The sequence below is a fragment of the Symbiopectobacterium sp. genome (genome assembly GCF_047692315.1).
Lineage (GTDB): Bacteria > Pseudomonadota > Gammaproteobacteria > Enterobacterales > Enterobacteriaceae > Symbiopectobacterium.
Window position 1 is genome coordinate 26,505 of record NZ_JBLLJS010000019.1, and the last position, 16,643, is coordinate 43,147.

The window sequence follows — 16,643 nt, forward strand, 5'->3', positions numbered from 1 at the left end:
GCCAGAGCGGAGAATTTTCAACGTGTTAGAACGTCTTTCGTGGAAAAAGCTGGCATCGGAGCTGGCTTTTTTTGGCTTGCCGGCCCTGTTGCTTGGCCTGATTTTCGGCTATCTGCCCTGGTTTATGCTGGTGGCAGTGGTGGTGGTGCTTGGCTGGAATTATTACAACCAGCTTAAACTCTCCTACTGGCTGTGGGTCGATCGCAGCATGACGCCACCGCCCGGGCGTTGGAGTTGGGAGCCGTTGTTTTACGGTCTGTATCAGATGCAACTGCGTAATCGGCGGCGGCGGCGTGAGTTGGCCCTGCTGATCAAACGTTTTCGCAGCGGTGCCGAGTCGCTGCCGGACGGCGTCGTGATTACCACCGAAGAGGGCACCATCATCTGGTGCAACGGACTGTCGCAGCATTTGCTCAGTCTGCGCTGGCCGGAGGATAACGGTCAGAATATCCTCAACTTGCTGCGCTATCCCGAGTTCACCCAATACATGCGTCAGCAGGATTTTAGCCGAGCACTGACCCTGCAACTGATCAATTCTCACCATGTCGAATTCCGCGTTATGCCTTATTCGGAAGGGCAATTATTGATGGTGGTGCGCGATATTACGCAGATGCATCAACTGGAAGGCGCACGGCGTAGTTTCTTCGCCAATGTCAGCCATGAATTACGCACCCCGCTCACCGTGCTGCAAGGCTATCTGGAGATGATGCAGGACGATTCGTTGGACGGTGCCTTACGCAGCAAGGCACTTTCTACCATGCAGGAACAGACGCGGCGCATGGATGGGTTAGTGAAACAGTTGCTCACGTTATCAAAAATTGAAGCGGCGGCACCGATTAATCTGGCGGAAAAGGTCGATGTGCCACGCATGCTGCGCATACTGCAACGTGAAGCGCAGACGCTGAGTCAGGATCGCCACGAAATCGTGTTCCGCATTAACGATGGGTTACGCGTTTATGGCAATGAAGAACAGTTGCACAGCGCCTTTTCCAATTTGGTGTACAACGCGGTTAATCACACACCGGAAGGCACGCGTATTGAAGTGTGCTGGCAAAAAATCACGCAGGGAGCGCAGTTTCAGGTCAGCGATAATGGCCCTGGTATTGCCGCAGAGCACATCCCACGCCTGACAGAGCGTTTTTATCGCGTTGATAAAGCACGTTCGCGCCAAACGGGCGGCAGCGGGTTGGGGCTGGCGATTGTTAAACATGCACTCAGCCACCATGACTCGCGGCTTGAGATTCTCAGTGAACCGGGTGCCGGCGCGCGCTTTATGTTTACTCTGCTGAACCGGTTGATTGTCCCTGCCCCTCTGTCGGAAAATAGCACCACCCCTTCGGCCTGATGGATATCTGACCTATGACGCCAGCCCCGCGTTCTTCGGGTTTATTGCTCTGTACTGTGCTGCTGTTGCTCAGTGGCTGGAGCCATATTGCACGCAGTGAGCAAATGCTGGCAGGTAATCTGTCCAGTGCAGGGTCCGATACCCTGGCGACCTTAATGGCATTTTGGGCCGCAGATTTCAACCAGCATTATCTCAGCGTCAATGTGCAGATGCAGGCGGCGGGATCGTCATCAGCGCCGACAGCGCTGGCCTCTGGTGCGGCGCAACTCGGCCCCATGAGCCGTGCCATGAAGACGAGTGAGATTGAGGCGTTTGTGCAACGCTACGGTTATCCTCCGCTGGCCGTTCCGGTGGCGGTGGATGCGCTGGTGGTGCTGGTCAATCAGGATAACCCGTTGCCGGGCTTGAACCTGCAACAGCTTGATGCGCTTTTTCAATTACCCACCGCTGTGGGGCGATGCAAACCGTCACCCATTGGCGCGATCTCGGGCTGACGGGGGAGTGGGGGCCGCGTCGCGTGCTGCGCTATGGGCGCAATTCGGCGTCAGGCACTTATGGGTTTTTTAAGCAGCAGGCGCTGTGCGGCGGTGATTTTTTACCTCAGGTGAACGAGTTACCTGGCTCTGCCTCAGTGGTGCAGGCGGTGGCAACGTCTAATCAGGCGATTGGTTATGCCAGTATCGGTTTTCGCGCCAGCGGTGTGAAAATGCTGCCACTGGCGGCACAAGGCGAGGCGTATGTTGCACCGACGGTAGATAACATTCGCAGCGGGCGTTATCCTTATGCGCGTTACCTCTATATTTATGTAAACAAAGCACCGGAACGTGCGCTGGATAGCCTGACGGCTGCCTTAACGCCAGATTCGCGAACGTGGTGAAGATCCTGAGCAACTGGCGCGTACCTATGCCGATGTGCTGAATAAAGCGCTGGTGGGTAAACCCGCCGATTTGGTGATTGGTTTGCACGTATGTCGCGGTAACTTCCGGTCTACCTGGATTTCAGAAGGCGGGTATGAGCCGGTGGCACCGATCCTGTTTGGCGAAGTCAACGTGGATGAGTTTTTCCTCGAGTACGATAATGATCGCTCAGGCGGGTTCGAGCCGCTGCGTTTCATCAAACCGGGACACCAGCAGGTAGTGCTGGGTCTGGTGACCACCAAAAATGGCGAGTTGGAAGATCCGGCATTGCTGAAGGCACGCATCGCGGAAGCGGCGAAATATGTCGATATCAAACAACTCTGCCTCAGCCCGCAGTGTGGCTTTGCCTCCACGGAAGAGGGCAACAGCCTGACAGAAGCACAGCAGTGGGCCAAGCTGCGTCTGGTCGTCGATACCGCTGCCGACGTTTGGGGCAAGTAACGCACCATTGCGCAACATCGGGGAAGGTTAATCTGCTATCCCCGCTTTACGCTAGACGCCCCGTGGTGGGGCGTCAAAATATGAAAGCTGTGCTCACACCACTTACCGCGCAATCACCTGCTTCTTTCCCCTTCTCCCAGCAAAAAGCGCTTCTTATGCTGCTACGCTGCCTCTTTTATGTTCGTTTTGCGCGTATCGCGCGTTTTTATACTGGTTTTATTGCAAAGGAAAGGCGTTAAATGCACAAATCATGTGCGGGTGGTTGTGCGAGTAGTGATATTATTATCTGACTATTGTTGTTAGATTGGCGCAATACTCCGCATTTTGGATCACTACTTGTCTTTTATTACTATAAACGTTTTACTTAACGCCCTATAACGTCTGCGCGATAAGAATAATTTATACCACGCCGCAATTCGCTTCCTAATTTTGTCGCATTTTTATACAGGCAACACAACGTAACTATGAGTCATCGTTTAACATCCAAAGATATTGTGGCGCTGGGGTTTATGACCTTTGCGCTGTTTGTTGGGGCGGGAAACATCATTTTTCCGCCGATTGTTGGCTTGCAAGCCGGTGAACACGTCTGGACGGCAGCGCTTGGCTTCCTGCTTACCGCCGTGGGCCTACCGGTGTTGACCGTGGTGGCGCTGGCACGCGTGGGCGGCGGCGTGGATGCCCTAAGTTCCCCCATAGGCCAGAAAGCAGGCGTTCTGCTGGCGACTGTGTGTTATCTGGCAGTTGGGCCGCTGTTCGCCACACCGCGTACTGCTACCGTATCGTTCGAAGTGGGATTGGCTCCGCTGTTTGGCGATGCCGCCACGCCGTTGCTGATCTATAGGGTGGTCTATTTTGCGCTGGTGATCGGCATTTCTCTCTATCCGGGGCGCCTGCTCGATACGGTGGGCCATGTGCTGGCACCGTTAAAAATTCTGGCGCTGGCGGTGTTAGGGTTTGCTGCATTGTTGTGGCCTGCGGGTTCGCCGATCCCGGCGACCGATGCCTACCAAACCGTGCCGTTTTCTAATGGCTTTTTGAACGGTTACCTGACCATGGACACCCTGGGTGCGATGGTGTTCGGGATCGTCATCGTCAATGCCGCCCGTTCGCGTGGTGTAAAAGATGCTACGCTGCTGACCCGCTACACCATTTGGGCTGGGCTGATTGCCGGTGTAGGGCTGACGCTGGTCTACCTGAGCCTGTTCAAACTGGGCTCAGTGAGCGGTGAGCTGATTCCTAATGCGCAAAACGGGGCGGAAATCCTGCATGCCTATGTACAGCACACCTTTGGCAGCATGGGTAGCGGCTTCCTGGCTCTGCTGATTTTTATTGCCTGTATGGTGACTGCGGTTGGCCTGACCTGTGCCTGTGCTGAATTTTTCTCCCAATATCTGCCGTTTTCCTATCGCACGCTGGTGTTTGTACTGGGTGGTTTTTCGGCGCTGGTGGCAAATCTGGGATTAAGTCACTTGATTCAGCTTTCCATTCCGGTGCTGACAGCCATCTATCCACCCTGTATCATTCTGGTTTTGCTGAGTTTTACTCTGCGCTGGTGGAATCAGGCTTCCCGTATTGTGGCCCCGGTCATGTTAATCAGCCTGTTATTCGGCCTGATTGATGGGGTAAAATCATCGACCTTTGCGTCATGGCTGCCAGCCTGGAGCCTGAACTTGCCTTTAGGTGAACAGGGATTGGCCTGGTTGCCGCCCTCGCTGGTGGTGATGTTGGCTTCGGTTATTTATGACCGGCTGAGCGGGCGTCAGGAAGTGACTGCGCACCAATAACGCATTAACGCTGCATTTTTCACCACAGGCTAGCGCCTGTGGTTTTTCTTTTGTGAGACAGGGCTGCTTAATTTATGGAACAACAATCCGCTAAGCTAAAGCGTGGGTTAAGCACGCGGCATATCCGCTTCATTGCGCTCGGGTCGGCTATTGGTACTGGCCTGTTCTATGGCTCGGCCAGCGCCATTCAGATAGCAGGGTCGAGCGTGCTGTTGGCATATATTATTGGCGGCGTCATCGCCTATATCATTATGCGGGCGCTGGGAGAGATGTCTGTTAACAACTCGCAGGCCAGCTCCTTTTCCCGCTATGCGCAGGATTATCTGGGGCCGATGGCGGGCTACATCACCGGGTGGACGTACTGCTTCGAGATCCTCATCGTCTCCATTGCTGACGTGACTGCGTTTGGCATCTATATGAGCGTCTGGTTCCCTGACGTGCCGCACTGGATCTGGGTGCTGAGCGTGGTGCTGATTATTGGTGCCATCAACCTGATGAGCGTGAAGGTGTTCGGTGAGCTGGAGTTTTGGCTCTCTTTCTTCAAGGTCGCAACCATCATCATCATGATCGTAGCGGGTATCGGGATTATCGTTTGGGGTATCGGTAATGGCGGTCAGCCAACCGGGATCAGCAATCTGTGGAACCACGGTGGTTTCTTCAGTAACGGCGTGATGGGCATGGTCCTGTCGCTACAACTGGTGATGTTCGCCTACGGCGGTATTGAAATTATCGGTATCACCGCAGGCGAAGCCAAAGATCCGCATAAATCCATTCCGCGCGTGATTAACTCGGTGCCGTGGCGTATTCTGGTGTTCTATGTCGGTACGCTGTTTGTCATCATGTCTATTTATCCCTGGAATCAGGTGGGCACCAACGGTAGCCCGTTTGTGCTGACGTTCCAGCATCTTGGTATCACGGCGGCTGCGGGCATTCTGAATTTTGTGGTGATTACCGCTTCAGCGACGTGTTTGGCGTGGGCCGCATGATGCACGGCATGGCAGAGCAGGGCAATGCGCCCAAGGTATTTGCCAAGGTGTCGCAGCGCGGTATTCCGTGGGTCACGGTCGTCGTGATGATGGCGGCGCTGCTGGTGGAGGTTTACCTCAACTATATTATGCCGGGCAAAGTGTTCCTGTGATCGCATCACTGGCGACGTTCGCAACAGTGTGGGTGTGGATTATGATTCTTTGCTCGCAAATTGTGTTCCGCCGTCGTTTGAGCGAAAACGAGGTGAAGGCGCTGGCTTTCCCGCTGCCGGGTGGCGTGGCTGCTTCGGTGGTGGGTATCGTGTTCCTGGTGTTCATTATCGGACTGATTGGCTACTTTGAGGAAATGCGCATTTCCCTTTATGTGGGCGTGCTGTGGATTGCCTTGCTGCTGATAGGCTATGCCTTTAAACAGAAACGGCAGAAGCTGGCGAATGACAACGCGTAAGCGCGGTTGAGCTGCAATGATATAACGGGGCGGAAAGGCCCCGTTTTTTATTGCCAGCGTTCAGCTAATAAAAAAGCCGACTGCATGCAGTCGGCTTTTTGTTGCGGAGCAGAGGGCGATTACAGCTTGTCTGCGTTTTCCGCCAGGTATTTGGCGACTCCATCCGGGGAAGCGCCCATGCCGGATTTGCCTTTTTCCCACTGTGCCGGGCACACTTCGCCGCGCTCTTCGTGGAATTGCAGTGCATCGACCATACGCAGCATTTCATCAATGTTGCGGCCCAGCGGCAGATCATTCACGACCTGATGGCGAACTACGCCTTCTTTGTCGATCAGGAAAGAGCCGCGCAGTGCAACGCCTGCGTCCGGGTGCTCAATGCCGTAGGCTTTCTGAATTTCACGTTTTACGTCGGCGACCATGGCGTATTGCACCGGGCCGATACCGCCGCTTTTCACCGGCATGTTGCGCCAGGCGTTGTGTACGAATTCGGAGTCAAAAGAGACGCCAATCACTTCCACGCCACGATCTTGAAACTCTTTGTAGCGATGGTCGAAGGCGATCAGCTCTGAGGGGCAAACGAAGGTAAAGTCCATCGGCCAGAAGAAAATTACTGCCGCTTTACCGCTGATGTGTTTTTTCAGGTTGAAGTTTTCAACGATTTCGCCGTTGCCCAATACGGCAGCAGCGGTGAAGTCAGGGGCTTGACGCGTTACCAGGACCATAATAACTCCTGTAAAAGTGATTAAAGGGGAAGAGGATCCAAAAACAACAAGCAGTATAGGGTTTCTTTGCTTGTGAATACAGACCAACAGACCGATTGATGAGATAGGTTTTGTCTATTGAATTGATTGGTGATACCCAACAGAAATCGACAGCTTTATAGCTGTTGCAAGCGAGCCTGCTCCATCATGTGCGGGTAGAAGCACCAGAAATAGTCTTCAAAAGCCGCATAATGCCGCTCGATATCCTCAAATGAGCCTGCTAATGCCGCTAACCGGGGGCGCCTTAGCGCCATACGCCGCAGCACATCGGCAATAAAGGACAGTTCCGCGTAGCGCTTTAGCCAGCGTTCACGCCATAAATAGTGGTTCAGATTCTGAAACCGCTCCGGGGTGTGCGCCAGGTGAGGTTCTATCTGGGCGCGGGCGGTGTCGACAAATGCCTCCAGCGACTGCTGCGGATGCACGCGCGACCAGTGACGGGCAAGAAAATGGTCCCACAGCACGTCCAGCGTGATAGGGGCCACGCGGCGGTAATCTGCGCTGAAATGGGCGGCGGCGGCTTTCACTTCGGTCTGGCTGTCCGTCAGCACATCAATGCGGCGGTGCAGACGAATGCCGGACACCACGTCATCGCTAAAGCCCTGCTGCGGGTTGCCGCGCACAAAGTCTGCCATCAGGTTGCCGAGAAGAGAGCTATCGGCTAGCGTGGCCAGGTGAAGATGAGCAAGAAAATTCATTCTGCCAGTTTACATCAATTTCGTGCACTGTTCGCTTATTTGTTGCAGCCGCGCGCGCGCGGCTCTAGACTAGACCGCTGTTTTTTTACCTGTTCCGTTTTTTACCCGTTATTGGTCAGGAACGATTTTTCAAATAGCACAACCAAGTGAATAGCCATGCGAGTCTCTGATTTTTCGTTTGAACTTCCCGAAGCGCTCATTGCGCACTATCCGCAAGCGCAGCGTAGCGGTTGCCGATTGCTGTCGCTGGACGGTCCGACGGGAACCCTGACCCATGGTGTTTTCACCAATCTGCTGGATAAGCTGGCTCCTGGCGATCTGCTGGTGTTTAACAATACGCGCGTCATCCCTGCACGCCTGTTCGGCCAAAAGGCCAGCGGTGGCAAGATTGAAGTGCTAGTTGAGCGCATACTGGATACGCAGCTCGTGCTGGCCCATGTCAAAGCCTCCAAGGCTCCGAAGCCGGGAACTGAACTGTTGCTGGGAGAAGACGGCAGCGTGAAGGCCGTTATGGAGCAGCGCCACGATGCGCTGTTTGAGCTGCACTTTGATGATACGCGTGATGTGCTGACGATATTAAACGACATCGGCCATATGCCGCTGCCGCCTTATATTGACCGACCGGATGAAGACGCCGATCGCGAACTGTACCAGACGGTGTATAGCCAACGCCCTGGCGCGGTGGCTGCGCCGACGGCAGGCCTGCACTTTGATGACCCGCTGCTGGCGGCGCTGCGCGAGAAGGGCATCGAGATGGCATTTGTGACTTTGCACGTCGGCGCTGGCACCTTCCAGCCTGTGCGAGTCGATACCATCGAAGATCACATCATGCATGCAGAGTATGCTGAAGTGCCGCAGGATGTGGTGGATGCAGTGCTGGCGTGTAAAGCGCGTGGTAATCGCGTGATTGCCGTTGGCACCACGTCGGTGCGCTCGTTAGAGAGTGCGGCACAGGCCGCGCCAGACACGCTGATCGCACCTTTCTTCGGTGATACCCGCATTTTTATCTATCCCGGCTATCATTATCGCGTGATCGACGCACTGGTGACGAACTTCCATTTGCCGGAGTCAACGCTGATCATGCTGGTGTCCGCTTTCGCGGGCTACCAGTACACCATGGCGGCTTACCGAGCGGCGGTAACCGAGCAGTATCGCTTTTTCAGCTACGGTGACGCCATGTTTATTACGCGCAATCCTGCTGCCGAGACGGAAACGGTCGACAGTGCGGCGGACAACTGCGCTTAAGTACCTTAAAAGCAAAAGCATAACCGCGCCGCAGAGTGCAATCTGTTGGCGCGTTGACTGACTTACCATCAACAACATCGGACTGTTTTTCCGGTGCTGGAGGCAAAGTGAAATACGAGTTGTTGCAAACCGATGGCCGCGCTCGCCGTGGTCGTCTTGTTTTTGACCGTGGCGTAGTGGAAACCCCCGCGTTTATGCCGGTTGGCACCTATGGCACGGTAAAGGGCATGACGCCCGAGGAAGTGAAAGAAACCGGCGCGCAAATCCTGTTGGGTAACACCTTCCACCTGTGGCTGCGCCCAGGGCAGGAGATCATGAAGCTGCACGGCGATCTGCATGATTTCACGCAGTGGCATGGCCCGATCCTGACAGATTCCGGCGGTTTTCAGGTGTTTAGCCTGGGCGACATCCGCAAGATCACTGAAGAGTGGGTGCACTTCCGTAACCCGATCAATGGCGATGCGATTTTCCTCAGCCCGGAAAAATCGATGGAAATCCAGTACGACCTTGGCTCCGATATCGTGATGATTTTCGATGAGTGCACGCCTTACCCTGCCGATTGGGATTATGCCAAACGCTCGATGGAAATGTCATTGCGCTGGGCAAAACGCAGTCGCGATCGTTTTGATGAACTCAATAACAACAATGCGTTATTTGGTATCATTCAGGGAAGTGTTTACGAAGATTTACGCGATGTCTCGGTAAAAGGGCTGGTAGAGATTGGCTTTGATGGGTACGCTGTGGGCGGCTTGGCAGTGGGTGAGCCGAAAGCGGACATGCACCGTATTCTGGAGCATGTTTGCCCGCAGATCCCGGCGGATAAACCCCGTTATCTAATGGGCGTCGGCAAGCCGGAGGATTTGGTGGAAGGCGTGCGGCGCGGCATCGACATGTTTGACTGTGTGATACCAACGCGAAATGCGCGAAACGGCCACTTGTTTGTCACAGACGGCGTGGTAAAAATCCGCAATGCGGTACACAAGGATGATACTCGTCCACTGGATGAGCACTGTGATTGCTACACATGTCGCAATTATAGCCGCGCTTACTTGCATCATCTTGACCGTTGCAACGAAATACTCGGCGCGCGCCTCAATACCATTCACAATTTGCGGTATTATCAACGGTTGATGGCAGGTTTACGTCAGGCCATCGAAGAGGGTAAATTAGAGCACTTTGTGGCGGATTTTTACCAACGGATTGGCAAGCCGGCTCCGTCCCTTGCTGAAACGGCGGCAGGTCAACAAGACTGACGGGCAGATTTGGCCGCGCCGCGTCGCGAGTGATAGGTGCGGCGCGTGCGATGTGAAGGTTTGATGTAACGCTTTTTAAGCGCACCGTTTTCTTACGTTTGTTTTTTTGAACACGTTTGGTTTGATAACAAAGAGGATATTTCAATGAGTCTTTTCATTTCCGATGCTGTAGCAGCAACCGGCGCTTCGGCACAGGGAAGTCCGTACTCTCTGGTGATTATGCTGGCTGTTTTTGGTCTGATTTTTTACTTCATGATTCTGCGTCCTCAGCAAAAGCGCGCAAAAGATCACAAGAAACTGATGGACTCCATCTCCAAAGGGGATGAAGTGCTGACGACGGGCGGTCTGGTGGGCCGTGTGACGAAAGTATCTGATACCGGGTACATCGCCATTGCGCTGAACGACACCAATGAAGTGGTTATCAAACGTGATTTCGTGGCTGCTGTGTTGCCGAAGGGTACCATCAAAGCCCTGTAATTTTTGATTTTCCCGAAGGGAACTGCCGTGTTAAACCGTTATCCTTTGTGGAAGTACCTGATGCTTGCCGTGGCGTTGCTCATCGGTCTGCTTTATGCGCTTCCTAACCTGTATGGTGAGGATCCGGCGGTACAAATCACTGGCGCGCGAGGCATCGCCGCCAGTGAGTCAACGCTGATCCAAGTCCAGAATGTATTACAAGAACAAAATATCACCAGCAAATCGCTCGCGTTAGAAAGTGGTGCGATCCTTGCCCGTTTCTCCACCCCGGATATTCAGCTGCGTGCCCGTGAAGCGCTGGTGAATGCGTTGGGTGAGAAGTATGTCGTGGCCTTGAACCTGGCCCCCGCTACGCCAAACTGGCTGCGCATGCTGCGTGCGGAACCCATGAAACTGGGTCTGGACCTGCGTGGCGGCGTACACTTCCTGATGGAAGTGGATATGGAAACGGCGTTAGGTAAACTGCAAGAGCAGACCATGGGTTCTCCGCGCAGCGATCTGCGTGAAAAGGGCATCCCCTACGCCACTGTGCGTAAAGCCGATGACAATACCGTGGAGATCCGTTTCCGCGATGCGGCAACGCGTAACGACGCCATTTCGTATCTCACTTCTCGCCATCGCGATCTGGTGTTCAATGCCAGCGGCGATAATCTGATGCGTGCGATGATGAGTGGTGAGCGCCTGCGTGAAGCGCGCGAGTATGCCGTACAGCAAAACATCAATATCCTGCGTAACCGTGTTAACCAACTGGGTGTGGCTGAGCCGCTGGTACAACGCCAGGGGGCAGATCGTATCGTGGTTGAACTGCCTGGTATTCAGGACACCGCGCGCGCCAAAGAGATTCTTGGTGCCACCGCAACGCTGGAATTCCGTCTGGTGAACAGTTCTGCGGACGTTACGGCGGCAGCGAATGGCCGTGTTCCGGTTGATTCCGAAGTGAAAAACATGCGTGATGGCACCCCGGTGGTGCTGTACAAGCGTGTGATCCTCACCGGTGACCACATTACCGACTCCACCTCCGGTGCAGACGAATACGGTCGTCCGCAGGTGAATATCTCTCTGGACAGCGCGGGCGGTAACGCCATGTCCAATTTCACCAAGGACAGCATCGGCAAACCGATGGCGACTTTGTTTGTGGAATACAAGGACAGCGGTAAGAAAGATGCCACGTCGGGTCGTGCAATCCTGGAAAAACACGAAGAGGTGATTAACGTCGCGACCATTCAGTCGCGTTTGGGTAACAGCTTCCGTATTACCGGTATCGACAACCCGAACGAAGCGCGTCAGCTTTCTCTGCTGCTGCGTGCTGGCGCGTTGATTGCGCCGATCCAGATTGTCGAAGAGCGTACTATCGGCCCTACGCTGGGTATGCAAAACATCACTCAGGGGCTCGAAGCCTGCTTGTGGGGGCTGGTGGCATCCATCCTGTTTATGGTGGTGTTCTACAAAGGGTTTGGTGTTATAGCCACCACGGCGCTGATTGCTAACCTGGTTCTTATCGTCGGGGTTATGTCACTGTTGCCGCGGGCGACGCTTACCATGCCGGGGATTGCCGGTATTGTGTTGACGCTGGCGGTCGCGGTAGATGCCAACGTACTTATTAACGAACGTATCAAAGAAGAATTCAGGAATGGGCGAACGGTTCAGCAAGCCATTCATGAAGGGTACAAAGGTGCGTTCTCCAGTATCGTTGACGCCAACCTGACAACGATGATCACGGCAGTGATTCTGTACGCTGTGGGGACCGGTTCAATCAAAGGCTTTGCCATTACAACGGCGATTGGGGTCGCGACCTCGATGTTTACCGCTATTGTCGGCACCCGCGCGATTGTGAACCTGGTTTACGGCGGCAAACGCGTTAATAAGCTGTCTATTTGAGGAGTGCGTCGTGGCACAGGAATATACTGTTGAACAGCTCAACTATGGTCGTAAAGTCTATGACTTTATGCGTTGGGATAACGTCGCGTTCGTCATTTCGGGCACTTTGTTAATCCTGTCACTGGTTGTTATAGGTGTGCGCGGGTTTAACTGGGGGTTGGATTTCACCGGTGGTACGGTGATTGAAATTAACCTGGAAAAACCGGCCGATCTGGATTTAATTCGTGGCTCGCTGGAAAAAGCCGGTTTTGCCGATCCGTTGATTCAAAACTTCGGCAGCAGCCGTGATGTGATGGCGCGCATGCCGCTGAGCGTGGGCACTTCAGGTCAGGAACTGGGCAACAAAGTGGTCACCGTGATTAACCAGGGCACAGAACAGAGTGCAACGGTGAAGCGTATCGAGTTTGTTGGGCCGAGCATGGGTAATGATTTGGCGCAAGACGGTGCGATGGCGCTGCTGGCCGCATTGATCTGTATCTTGATCTACGTGGGTTTCCGCTTCGAATGGCGTTTGGCGCTGGGGACGGTACTGGCATTGGCGCACGATGTGATCATCACCATGGGGGTGTTCTCGCTGTTTCAAATCGAAATCGATTTGACCATCGTGGCATCGCTGATGTCGGTTATCGGCTACTCGCTGAACGACAGCATCGTGGTATCAGATCGTATTCGTGAAAACTTCCGCAAAATTCGCCGTGGTACGCCTTACGAAATCATGAACGTGTCGCTGACTCAGACGTTGAGCCGTACGTTGATGACCTCCGGCACCACGCTGGGTGTAGTGCTGATGCTCTACATTTTCGGCGGCGCTATGCTGGAAGGTTTCTCGTTGGCGATGCTGATCGGGGTGTCTATCGGTACCATCTCCTCCATCTACGTGGCCTCGGCGCTGGCGCTGAAACTCGGGATGAAGCGCGAGTACCTGCTGGTGCAGAAAGTCGAGAAGGAAGGGGCGGATCAGCCTTCCCTCCCGCTTTAAGTATTTACGATAACCTTGATGAAAATCCCTGCTGCGGCAGGGATTTTTTTTTGCATTGAGGCGCAGTGGTCTCAACCTGATGCAGGCGCACAAAACCTAATTGTTCCGGTGTAACGCCGCTCAGGCGTACGCCGAATACGGCTTCGGTTTTGGGCAAGAGTGCGGCATCCAGAGTGAGCTGCTGTGTTTGTGTTTCGCTCGGCAATGGCTTATTGCTGACCGGGTCGATCTGACCCCAGTCGAGCTGTGCGTGAAATGAAGGCAATGCGGCGCCTTCAAGAAGTCGAACGTGCAATAGTGCCTGAGTGCCGTTGGCTTCGGGTTCAATGTGGCTCAGTGAAATACTCAGTTTTCCAATGTTGCTTTGCAAAATAGCGCTGGTTTTCGCATCGGGTAACAGGTAAACGCCGTGGGTAGAGTGGCTGTTTAACGTATTTTGCTGCTCCAGAGCTAACGCTTGCGCCGTCAGCGTTTGTAATTGCCGGTTCAGTTGCCCGACTTCTCGTTGCAGCGTAGGGGTCTGCGGCGGCGCGGCACAGCCCGCTAGTGCCAGCATCAGGAGGCCAGATGCACGATAACATTTAATCATTCAGGTTTTTCCCTCATTGCATTATGCATTTTCTCGTATCGTCTTTGAGTGGCAAGTGTATAAGTGTAGTGGCGAATGGGAGCTAAATCATGTCGCGTTTGTGCCAGCGGGTGTGCAAATATTGGCTTGTAAGCGCTGGATATTTGGGTTAGTCAGCCAATTCAGGGTAAACTAGGCGCAAGAGAAGCTAATCATCGGGATACGTTATGCACTGCCCATTCTGCTCCGCTGTTGATACCAAAGTTATTGATTCCCGTCTGGTCGGCGAAGGCACGCAGGTGCGCCGCCGCCGTCAATGTCTGGTGTGCAATGAGCGCTTTACCACGTTCGAAGTGGCGGAGCTGGTGATGCCCCGGGTGATAAAAAGTAATGACGTTCGCGAGCCCTTTAATGAAGACAAATTACGGAAAGGGATGCTGAAAGCGTTAGAAAAACGCCCCGTGAGTGCGGATGATGTCGAAAACGCCATCAACCATATCAAATCGCAGCTGCGCGCAACAGGTGAGCGTGAAGTCACCGCCAAGATGATTGGCAATCTGGTGATGGATGCCCTGAAACATTTGGATAAAGTCGCTTATATTCGTTTTGCCTCCGTGTACCGCAGCTTTGAGGATATCCGGGAGTTTGGCGAAGAGATCGCTCGGTTACAGGATTAGTAATATGGAACGGCAAGATGAATTCTGGATGGCGCGCGCACTTGAATTAGCGCGCCGTGGGCGCTTTACTACTTCGCCAAACCCTAACGTTGGCTGTGTGATTGTGCGTGACGGTGAGATGGTCGGTGAAGGTTATCATCTACGCGCCGGCGAGCCCCATGCGGAAGTGCATGCATTACGTATGGCGGGCGAACGAGCACGGGGCGCGACCGCCTATGTGACGTTGGAGCCGTGTAGCCATCACGGACGCACGCCGCCCTGCGCCGATGCGCTGATTGCGGCGGGCGTGGCGCGCGTTGTGGCGGCTATGCAGGATCCGAACCCGCAGGTGGCCGGGCGTGGTCTGCACCGTTTGCAGCAGGAGGGGATCGCCGTCAGCCACGGCCTGATGATGCAGGATGCCGAACAGGTGAATCTGGGGTTTCTTAAACGGATGCGCACGGGTGTTCCGTATGTGCGCCTTAAGATCGCCGCCTCGCTGGATGGTCGCACTGCAATGGCTTCGGGAGAAAGCAAGTGGATTACCTCTGCTGAGGCTCGTCAGGATGTGCAGCGTTTTCGCGCACAAAGCGCCGCTATCCTCAGCAGCAGTGCCACCGTGCTGGCCGACGATCCATTACTCACGGTTCGTTGGGATGCGTTAGATTCAGATACGAAACAACAGCTTCCTGAGACAGCGCTTGCGCAGCCCGTACGTGTGATTGTCGATAGCCATGGCCGGGTGACGCCTCAACATCAATTGGTCCATCAACCGGGCCAAACCTGGTTGGCGAGCACCCAGCCGAACAATCACACTGCGTGGCCTGAAGGTGTTGAGCACCTTACACTGCCCGCTCACGGTGGCGGTGTCGATTTGGTCGCGTTAATGATGACACTGGGTAAGAGCCAGATTAATTCAGTTTGGGTTGAGGCCGGCGCTACGCTAGCGGGTGCGTTATTAAATGCGGACGTGGTTGATGAATTGATCGTCTATATGGCCCCGAAACTGTTGGGACAAGATGCCCGGGCGCTGTGTGTGCTGCCGGGATTAACGCAGTTGGCGAAAGCGCCTTCATTTACGCTGATAGAGGTCCGCCAGATTGGTCCCGATCTCCGTCTGCGCTTGATACCGCAATCCTGACGCCGATATCGTGCGGCTTTGGTCTGCTCTGGCTTCAATAGGGTGTGGTAGACAAAACCGGATACGCCGTCGCAAGAATGTGATAGAATCCACACATCCCCCCCGCGGGGTATTAGCATGCGATTATGATTATAAGGAACGCTATGAACGTCATTGAAGGTGTTGTTGCCACCCCTGATGCCCGCATCGCGATTGCGATTGCCCGCTTCAACCATTTCATCAACGATAGCCTGCTGGAAGGTGCTATCGATGCGTTGAAACGTATTGGTCAGGTCAAAGATGAAAACATTACCGTAGTGTGGGTGCCGGGTGCCTATGAGCTGCCGATGACGGCGCGTGCGCTGGCGAAAAGTGGTTATGACGCGGTTGTGGCACTGGGCACAGTGATCCGTGGCGGCACAGCGCACTTCGAATATGTTGCGGGTGAATGCAGCTCCGGGTTGGCCCATGTTGCCATGAACAGCGATATTCCGGTGACGTTTGGCGTATTGACGACGGAAAGCATCGAGCAGGCCATTGAACGTGCTGGCACCAAAGCGGGTAATAAAGGCGCGGAAGCCGCGCTGACTGCGCTGGAAATGATTAACGTATTGAAAGATATCAAATAAATTTGATTAAGAAAGGGGTATTCCGTGAAACCTGCTGCTCGTCGCCGCGCTCGTGAATGTGCGGTTCAAGCGCTGTATTCCTGGCAGTTGTCAAAGAATGACATTGCTGATATTGAACTGCAATTCCTGAGTGAGCAGGATGTCAAAGATGTCGACATCAACTACTTTCGCGAGTTGCTGGCGGGCGTCGCCATGCAGGCAGAAAAACTGGATGCATTGATGGCACCCTACCTGTCACGTCAGCTCGAAGAGTTGGGGCAGGTGGAGAGAGCCGTGTTGCGTATTGCGTTGTTCGAATTGAGCAAGCGCGACGACGTTCCTTACAAGGTTGCCATCAACGAAGCCATTGAGTTGGCGAAAGTGTTCGGTGCGGAAGATAGCCACAAGTTTGTCAACGGCGTATTGGATAAAGTAGCACCGACGGTGCGCCAAACGAAGAAGTAACGCTCAGGGCCGGA

Annotated in this window: 15 protein-coding genes and 3 pseudogenes; 15 read left to right on the forward strand and 3 right to left on the reverse strand. The window is 54.1% G+C overall.

What is annotated here, in order from left to right:
- Nucleotides 1–22 precede the first annotated feature (22 nt).
- From phoR to proY, 6 genes and pseudogenes are all read left to right on the forward strand, one after another.
- A complete protein-coding gene (gene phoR, locus ACMZI0_RS08960) occupies nt 23–1,345 on the forward strand; it encodes a phosphate regulon sensor histidine kinase PhoR (protein ID WP_415672686.1) in 1,323 nt (440 codons plus the stop codon).
- Between the two features lie 14 nt (nt 1,346–1,359).
- Nucleotides 1,360–2,195 (forward strand): annotated as a pseudogene (locus tag ACMZI0_RS08965) (PstS family phosphate ABC transporter substrate-binding protein); the annotation flags it as partial.
- A gap of 4 nt (nt 2,196–2,199) precedes the next feature.
- Nucleotides 2,200–2,703, forward strand: a pseudogene (locus ACMZI0_RS08970) (5-methyltetrahydropteroyltriglutamate--homocysteine S-methyltransferase); the annotation flags it as partial.
- 80 nt (nt 2,704–2,783) lie between these two features.
- Nucleotides 2,784–2,942, forward strand: coding sequence for a hypothetical protein (locus ACMZI0_RS08975; RefSeq protein WP_415672687.1), 159 nt, complete (start codon nt 2,784–2,786; stop codon nt 2,940–2,942).
- 225 nt (nt 2,943–3,167) lie between these two features.
- A complete protein-coding gene (gene brnQ / locus ACMZI0_RS08980) occupies nt 3,168–4,487 on the forward strand; it encodes a branched-chain amino acid transport system II carrier protein (protein WP_415672688.1) in 1,320 nt (439 codons plus the stop codon).
- Nucleotides 4,488–4,561: 74 nt separating this feature from the next.
- Nucleotides 4,562–5,921: pseudogene (gene proY / locus ACMZI0_RS08985) on the forward strand (proline-specific permease ProY).
- A 119-nt stretch (nt 5,922–6,040) separates the two neighbouring features.
- On the opposite strand, the gene ACMZI0_RS08990 reads toward proY, so the two are convergent.
- Both ACMZI0_RS08990 and ACMZI0_RS08995 read right to left on the reverse strand, forming a co-directional pair.
- On the reverse strand, nt 6,041–6,643 hold the full coding sequence (locus tag ACMZI0_RS08990; protein ID WP_415672689.1) for a peroxiredoxin C: 603 nt from the start codon (nt 6,641–6,643) through the stop codon (nt 6,041–6,043).
- Nucleotides 6,644–6,798: 155 nt separating this feature from the next.
- Complete coding sequence (locus ACMZI0_RS08995; RefSeq protein ID WP_415672690.1) at nt 6,799–7,380, reverse strand: ACP phosphodiesterase; 582 nt, start codon at nt 7,378–7,380, stop codon at nt 6,799–6,801.
- 156 nt (nt 7,381–7,536) lie between these two features.
- Between ACMZI0_RS08995 and queA the strand changes: the two genes are divergently transcribed.
- The 5 genes from queA (at nt 7,537) to secF (ending at nt 13,212) form a co-directional block, all read left to right on the forward strand.
- Nucleotides 7,537–8,625 (forward strand): tRNA preQ1(34) S-adenosylmethionine ribosyltransferase-isomerase QueA, encoded by a 1,089-nt coding sequence (queA, locus tag ACMZI0_RS09000; RefSeq protein WP_415672691.1) that lies wholly within the window; start codon nt 7,537–7,539, stop codon nt 8,623–8,625.
- 107 nt (nt 8,626–8,732) lie between these two features.
- Nucleotides 8,733–9,878: a tRNA guanosine(34) transglycosylase Tgt gene (gene tgt, locus ACMZI0_RS09005; protein WP_415672692.1), complete on the forward strand. Its 1,146-nt coding sequence runs from the start codon at nt 8,733–8,735 to the stop codon at nt 9,876–9,878.
- 144 nt (nt 9,879–10,022) lie between these two features.
- The gene (yajC, locus tag ACMZI0_RS09010; protein WP_415672693.1) at nt 10,023–10,355 is read left to right on the forward strand and encodes a preprotein translocase subunit YajC; all 333 of its coding nucleotides are present in this window, start codon (nt 10,023–10,025) and stop codon (nt 10,353–10,355) included.
- A 27-nt stretch (nt 10,356–10,382) separates the two neighbouring features.
- The gene (gene secD / locus ACMZI0_RS09015; protein WP_415672694.1) at nt 10,383–12,233 is read left to right on the forward strand and encodes a protein translocase subunit SecD; all 1,851 of its coding nucleotides are present in this window, start codon (nt 10,383–10,385) and stop codon (nt 12,231–12,233) included.
- Between the two features lie 10 nt (nt 12,234–12,243).
- Nucleotides 12,244–13,212, forward strand: a complete 969-nt coding sequence (gene secF / locus ACMZI0_RS09020; protein WP_415672695.1) for a protein translocase subunit SecF — start codon at nt 12,244–12,246, stop codon at nt 13,210–13,212.
- Between the two features lie 4 nt (nt 13,213–13,216).
- Here secF and ACMZI0_RS09025 read toward each other — a convergent pair whose 3' ends face one another.
- A complete protein-coding gene (locus ACMZI0_RS09025; RefSeq protein ID WP_415672696.1) occupies nt 13,217–13,801 on the reverse strand; it encodes a DUF3251 domain-containing protein in 585 nt (194 codons plus the stop codon).
- Nucleotides 13,802–14,007: 206 nt separating this feature from the next.
- On the opposite strand from ACMZI0_RS09025, the gene nrdR reads away from it, so the two are divergent.
- From nrdR to nusB, 4 genes are all read left to right on the forward strand, one after another.
- Nucleotides 14,008–14,457, forward strand: a complete 450-nt coding sequence (nrdR, locus tag ACMZI0_RS09030) for a transcriptional regulator NrdR (protein ID WP_415672697.1) — start codon at nt 14,008–14,010, stop codon at nt 14,455–14,457.
- Between the two features lie 4 nt (nt 14,458–14,461).
- Nucleotides 14,462–15,577, forward strand: coding sequence for a bifunctional diaminohydroxyphosphoribosylaminopyrimidine deaminase/5-amino-6-(5-phosphoribosylamino)uracil reductase RibD (gene ribD, locus ACMZI0_RS09035; protein ID WP_415672698.1), 1,116 nt, complete (start codon nt 14,462–14,464; stop codon nt 15,575–15,577).
- Nucleotides 15,578–15,720: 143 nt separating this feature from the next.
- Nucleotides 15,721–16,185 (forward strand): 6,7-dimethyl-8-ribityllumazine synthase, encoded by a 465-nt coding sequence (gene ribE / locus ACMZI0_RS09040; RefSeq protein WP_415672699.1) that lies wholly within the window; start codon nt 15,721–15,723, stop codon nt 16,183–16,185.
- Between the two features lie 24 nt (nt 16,186–16,209).
- Nucleotides 16,210–16,629 carry a transcription antitermination factor NusB gene (gene nusB, locus ACMZI0_RS09045; protein WP_195315259.1) on the forward strand — a complete coding sequence of 140 codons (420 nt, stop codon included), beginning with the start codon at nt 16,210–16,212 and terminating at the stop codon, nt 16,627–16,629.
- The last annotated feature ends 14 nt before the right edge of the window (nt 16,630–16,643 follow it).

Coding starts and splice junctions, on each gene's coding strand:
- ACMZI0_RS08975 (WP_415672687.1), top strand. CDS start 2,784: ATGAAAGCTGTGCTCACACCACTTACCGCGCAATCACCTGCTTCTTTC.
- brnQ (WP_415672688.1), top strand. CDS start 3,168: ATGAGTCATCGTTTAACATCCAAAGATATTGTGGCGCTGGGGTTTATG.
- ACMZI0_RS08990 (WP_415672689.1), bottom strand. CDS start 6,643: ATGGTCCTGGTAACGCGTCAAGCCCCTGACTTCACCGCTGCTGCCGTA.
- ACMZI0_RS08995 (WP_415672690.1), bottom strand. CDS start 7,380: ATGAATTTTCTTGCTCATCTTCACCTGGCCACGCTAGCCGATAGCTCT.
- queA (WP_415672691.1), top strand. CDS start 7,537: ATGCGAGTCTCTGATTTTTCGTTTGAACTTCCCGAAGCGCTCATTGCG.
- yajC (WP_415672693.1), top strand. CDS start 10,023: ATGAGTCTTTTCATTTCCGATGCTGTAGCAGCAACCGGCGCTTCGGCA.
- ACMZI0_RS09025 (WP_415672696.1), bottom strand. CDS start 13,801: ATGATTAAATGTTATCGTGCATCTGGCCTCCTGATGCTGGCACTAGCG.
- nrdR (WP_415672697.1), top strand. CDS start 14,008: ATGCACTGCCCATTCTGCTCCGCTGTTGATACCAAAGTTATTGATTCC.
- ribD (WP_415672698.1), top strand. CDS start 14,462: ATGGAACGGCAAGATGAATTCTGGATGGCGCGCGCACTTGAATTAGCG.
- ribE (WP_415672699.1), top strand. CDS start 15,721: ATGAACGTCATTGAAGGTGTTGTTGCCACCCCTGATGCCCGCATCGCG.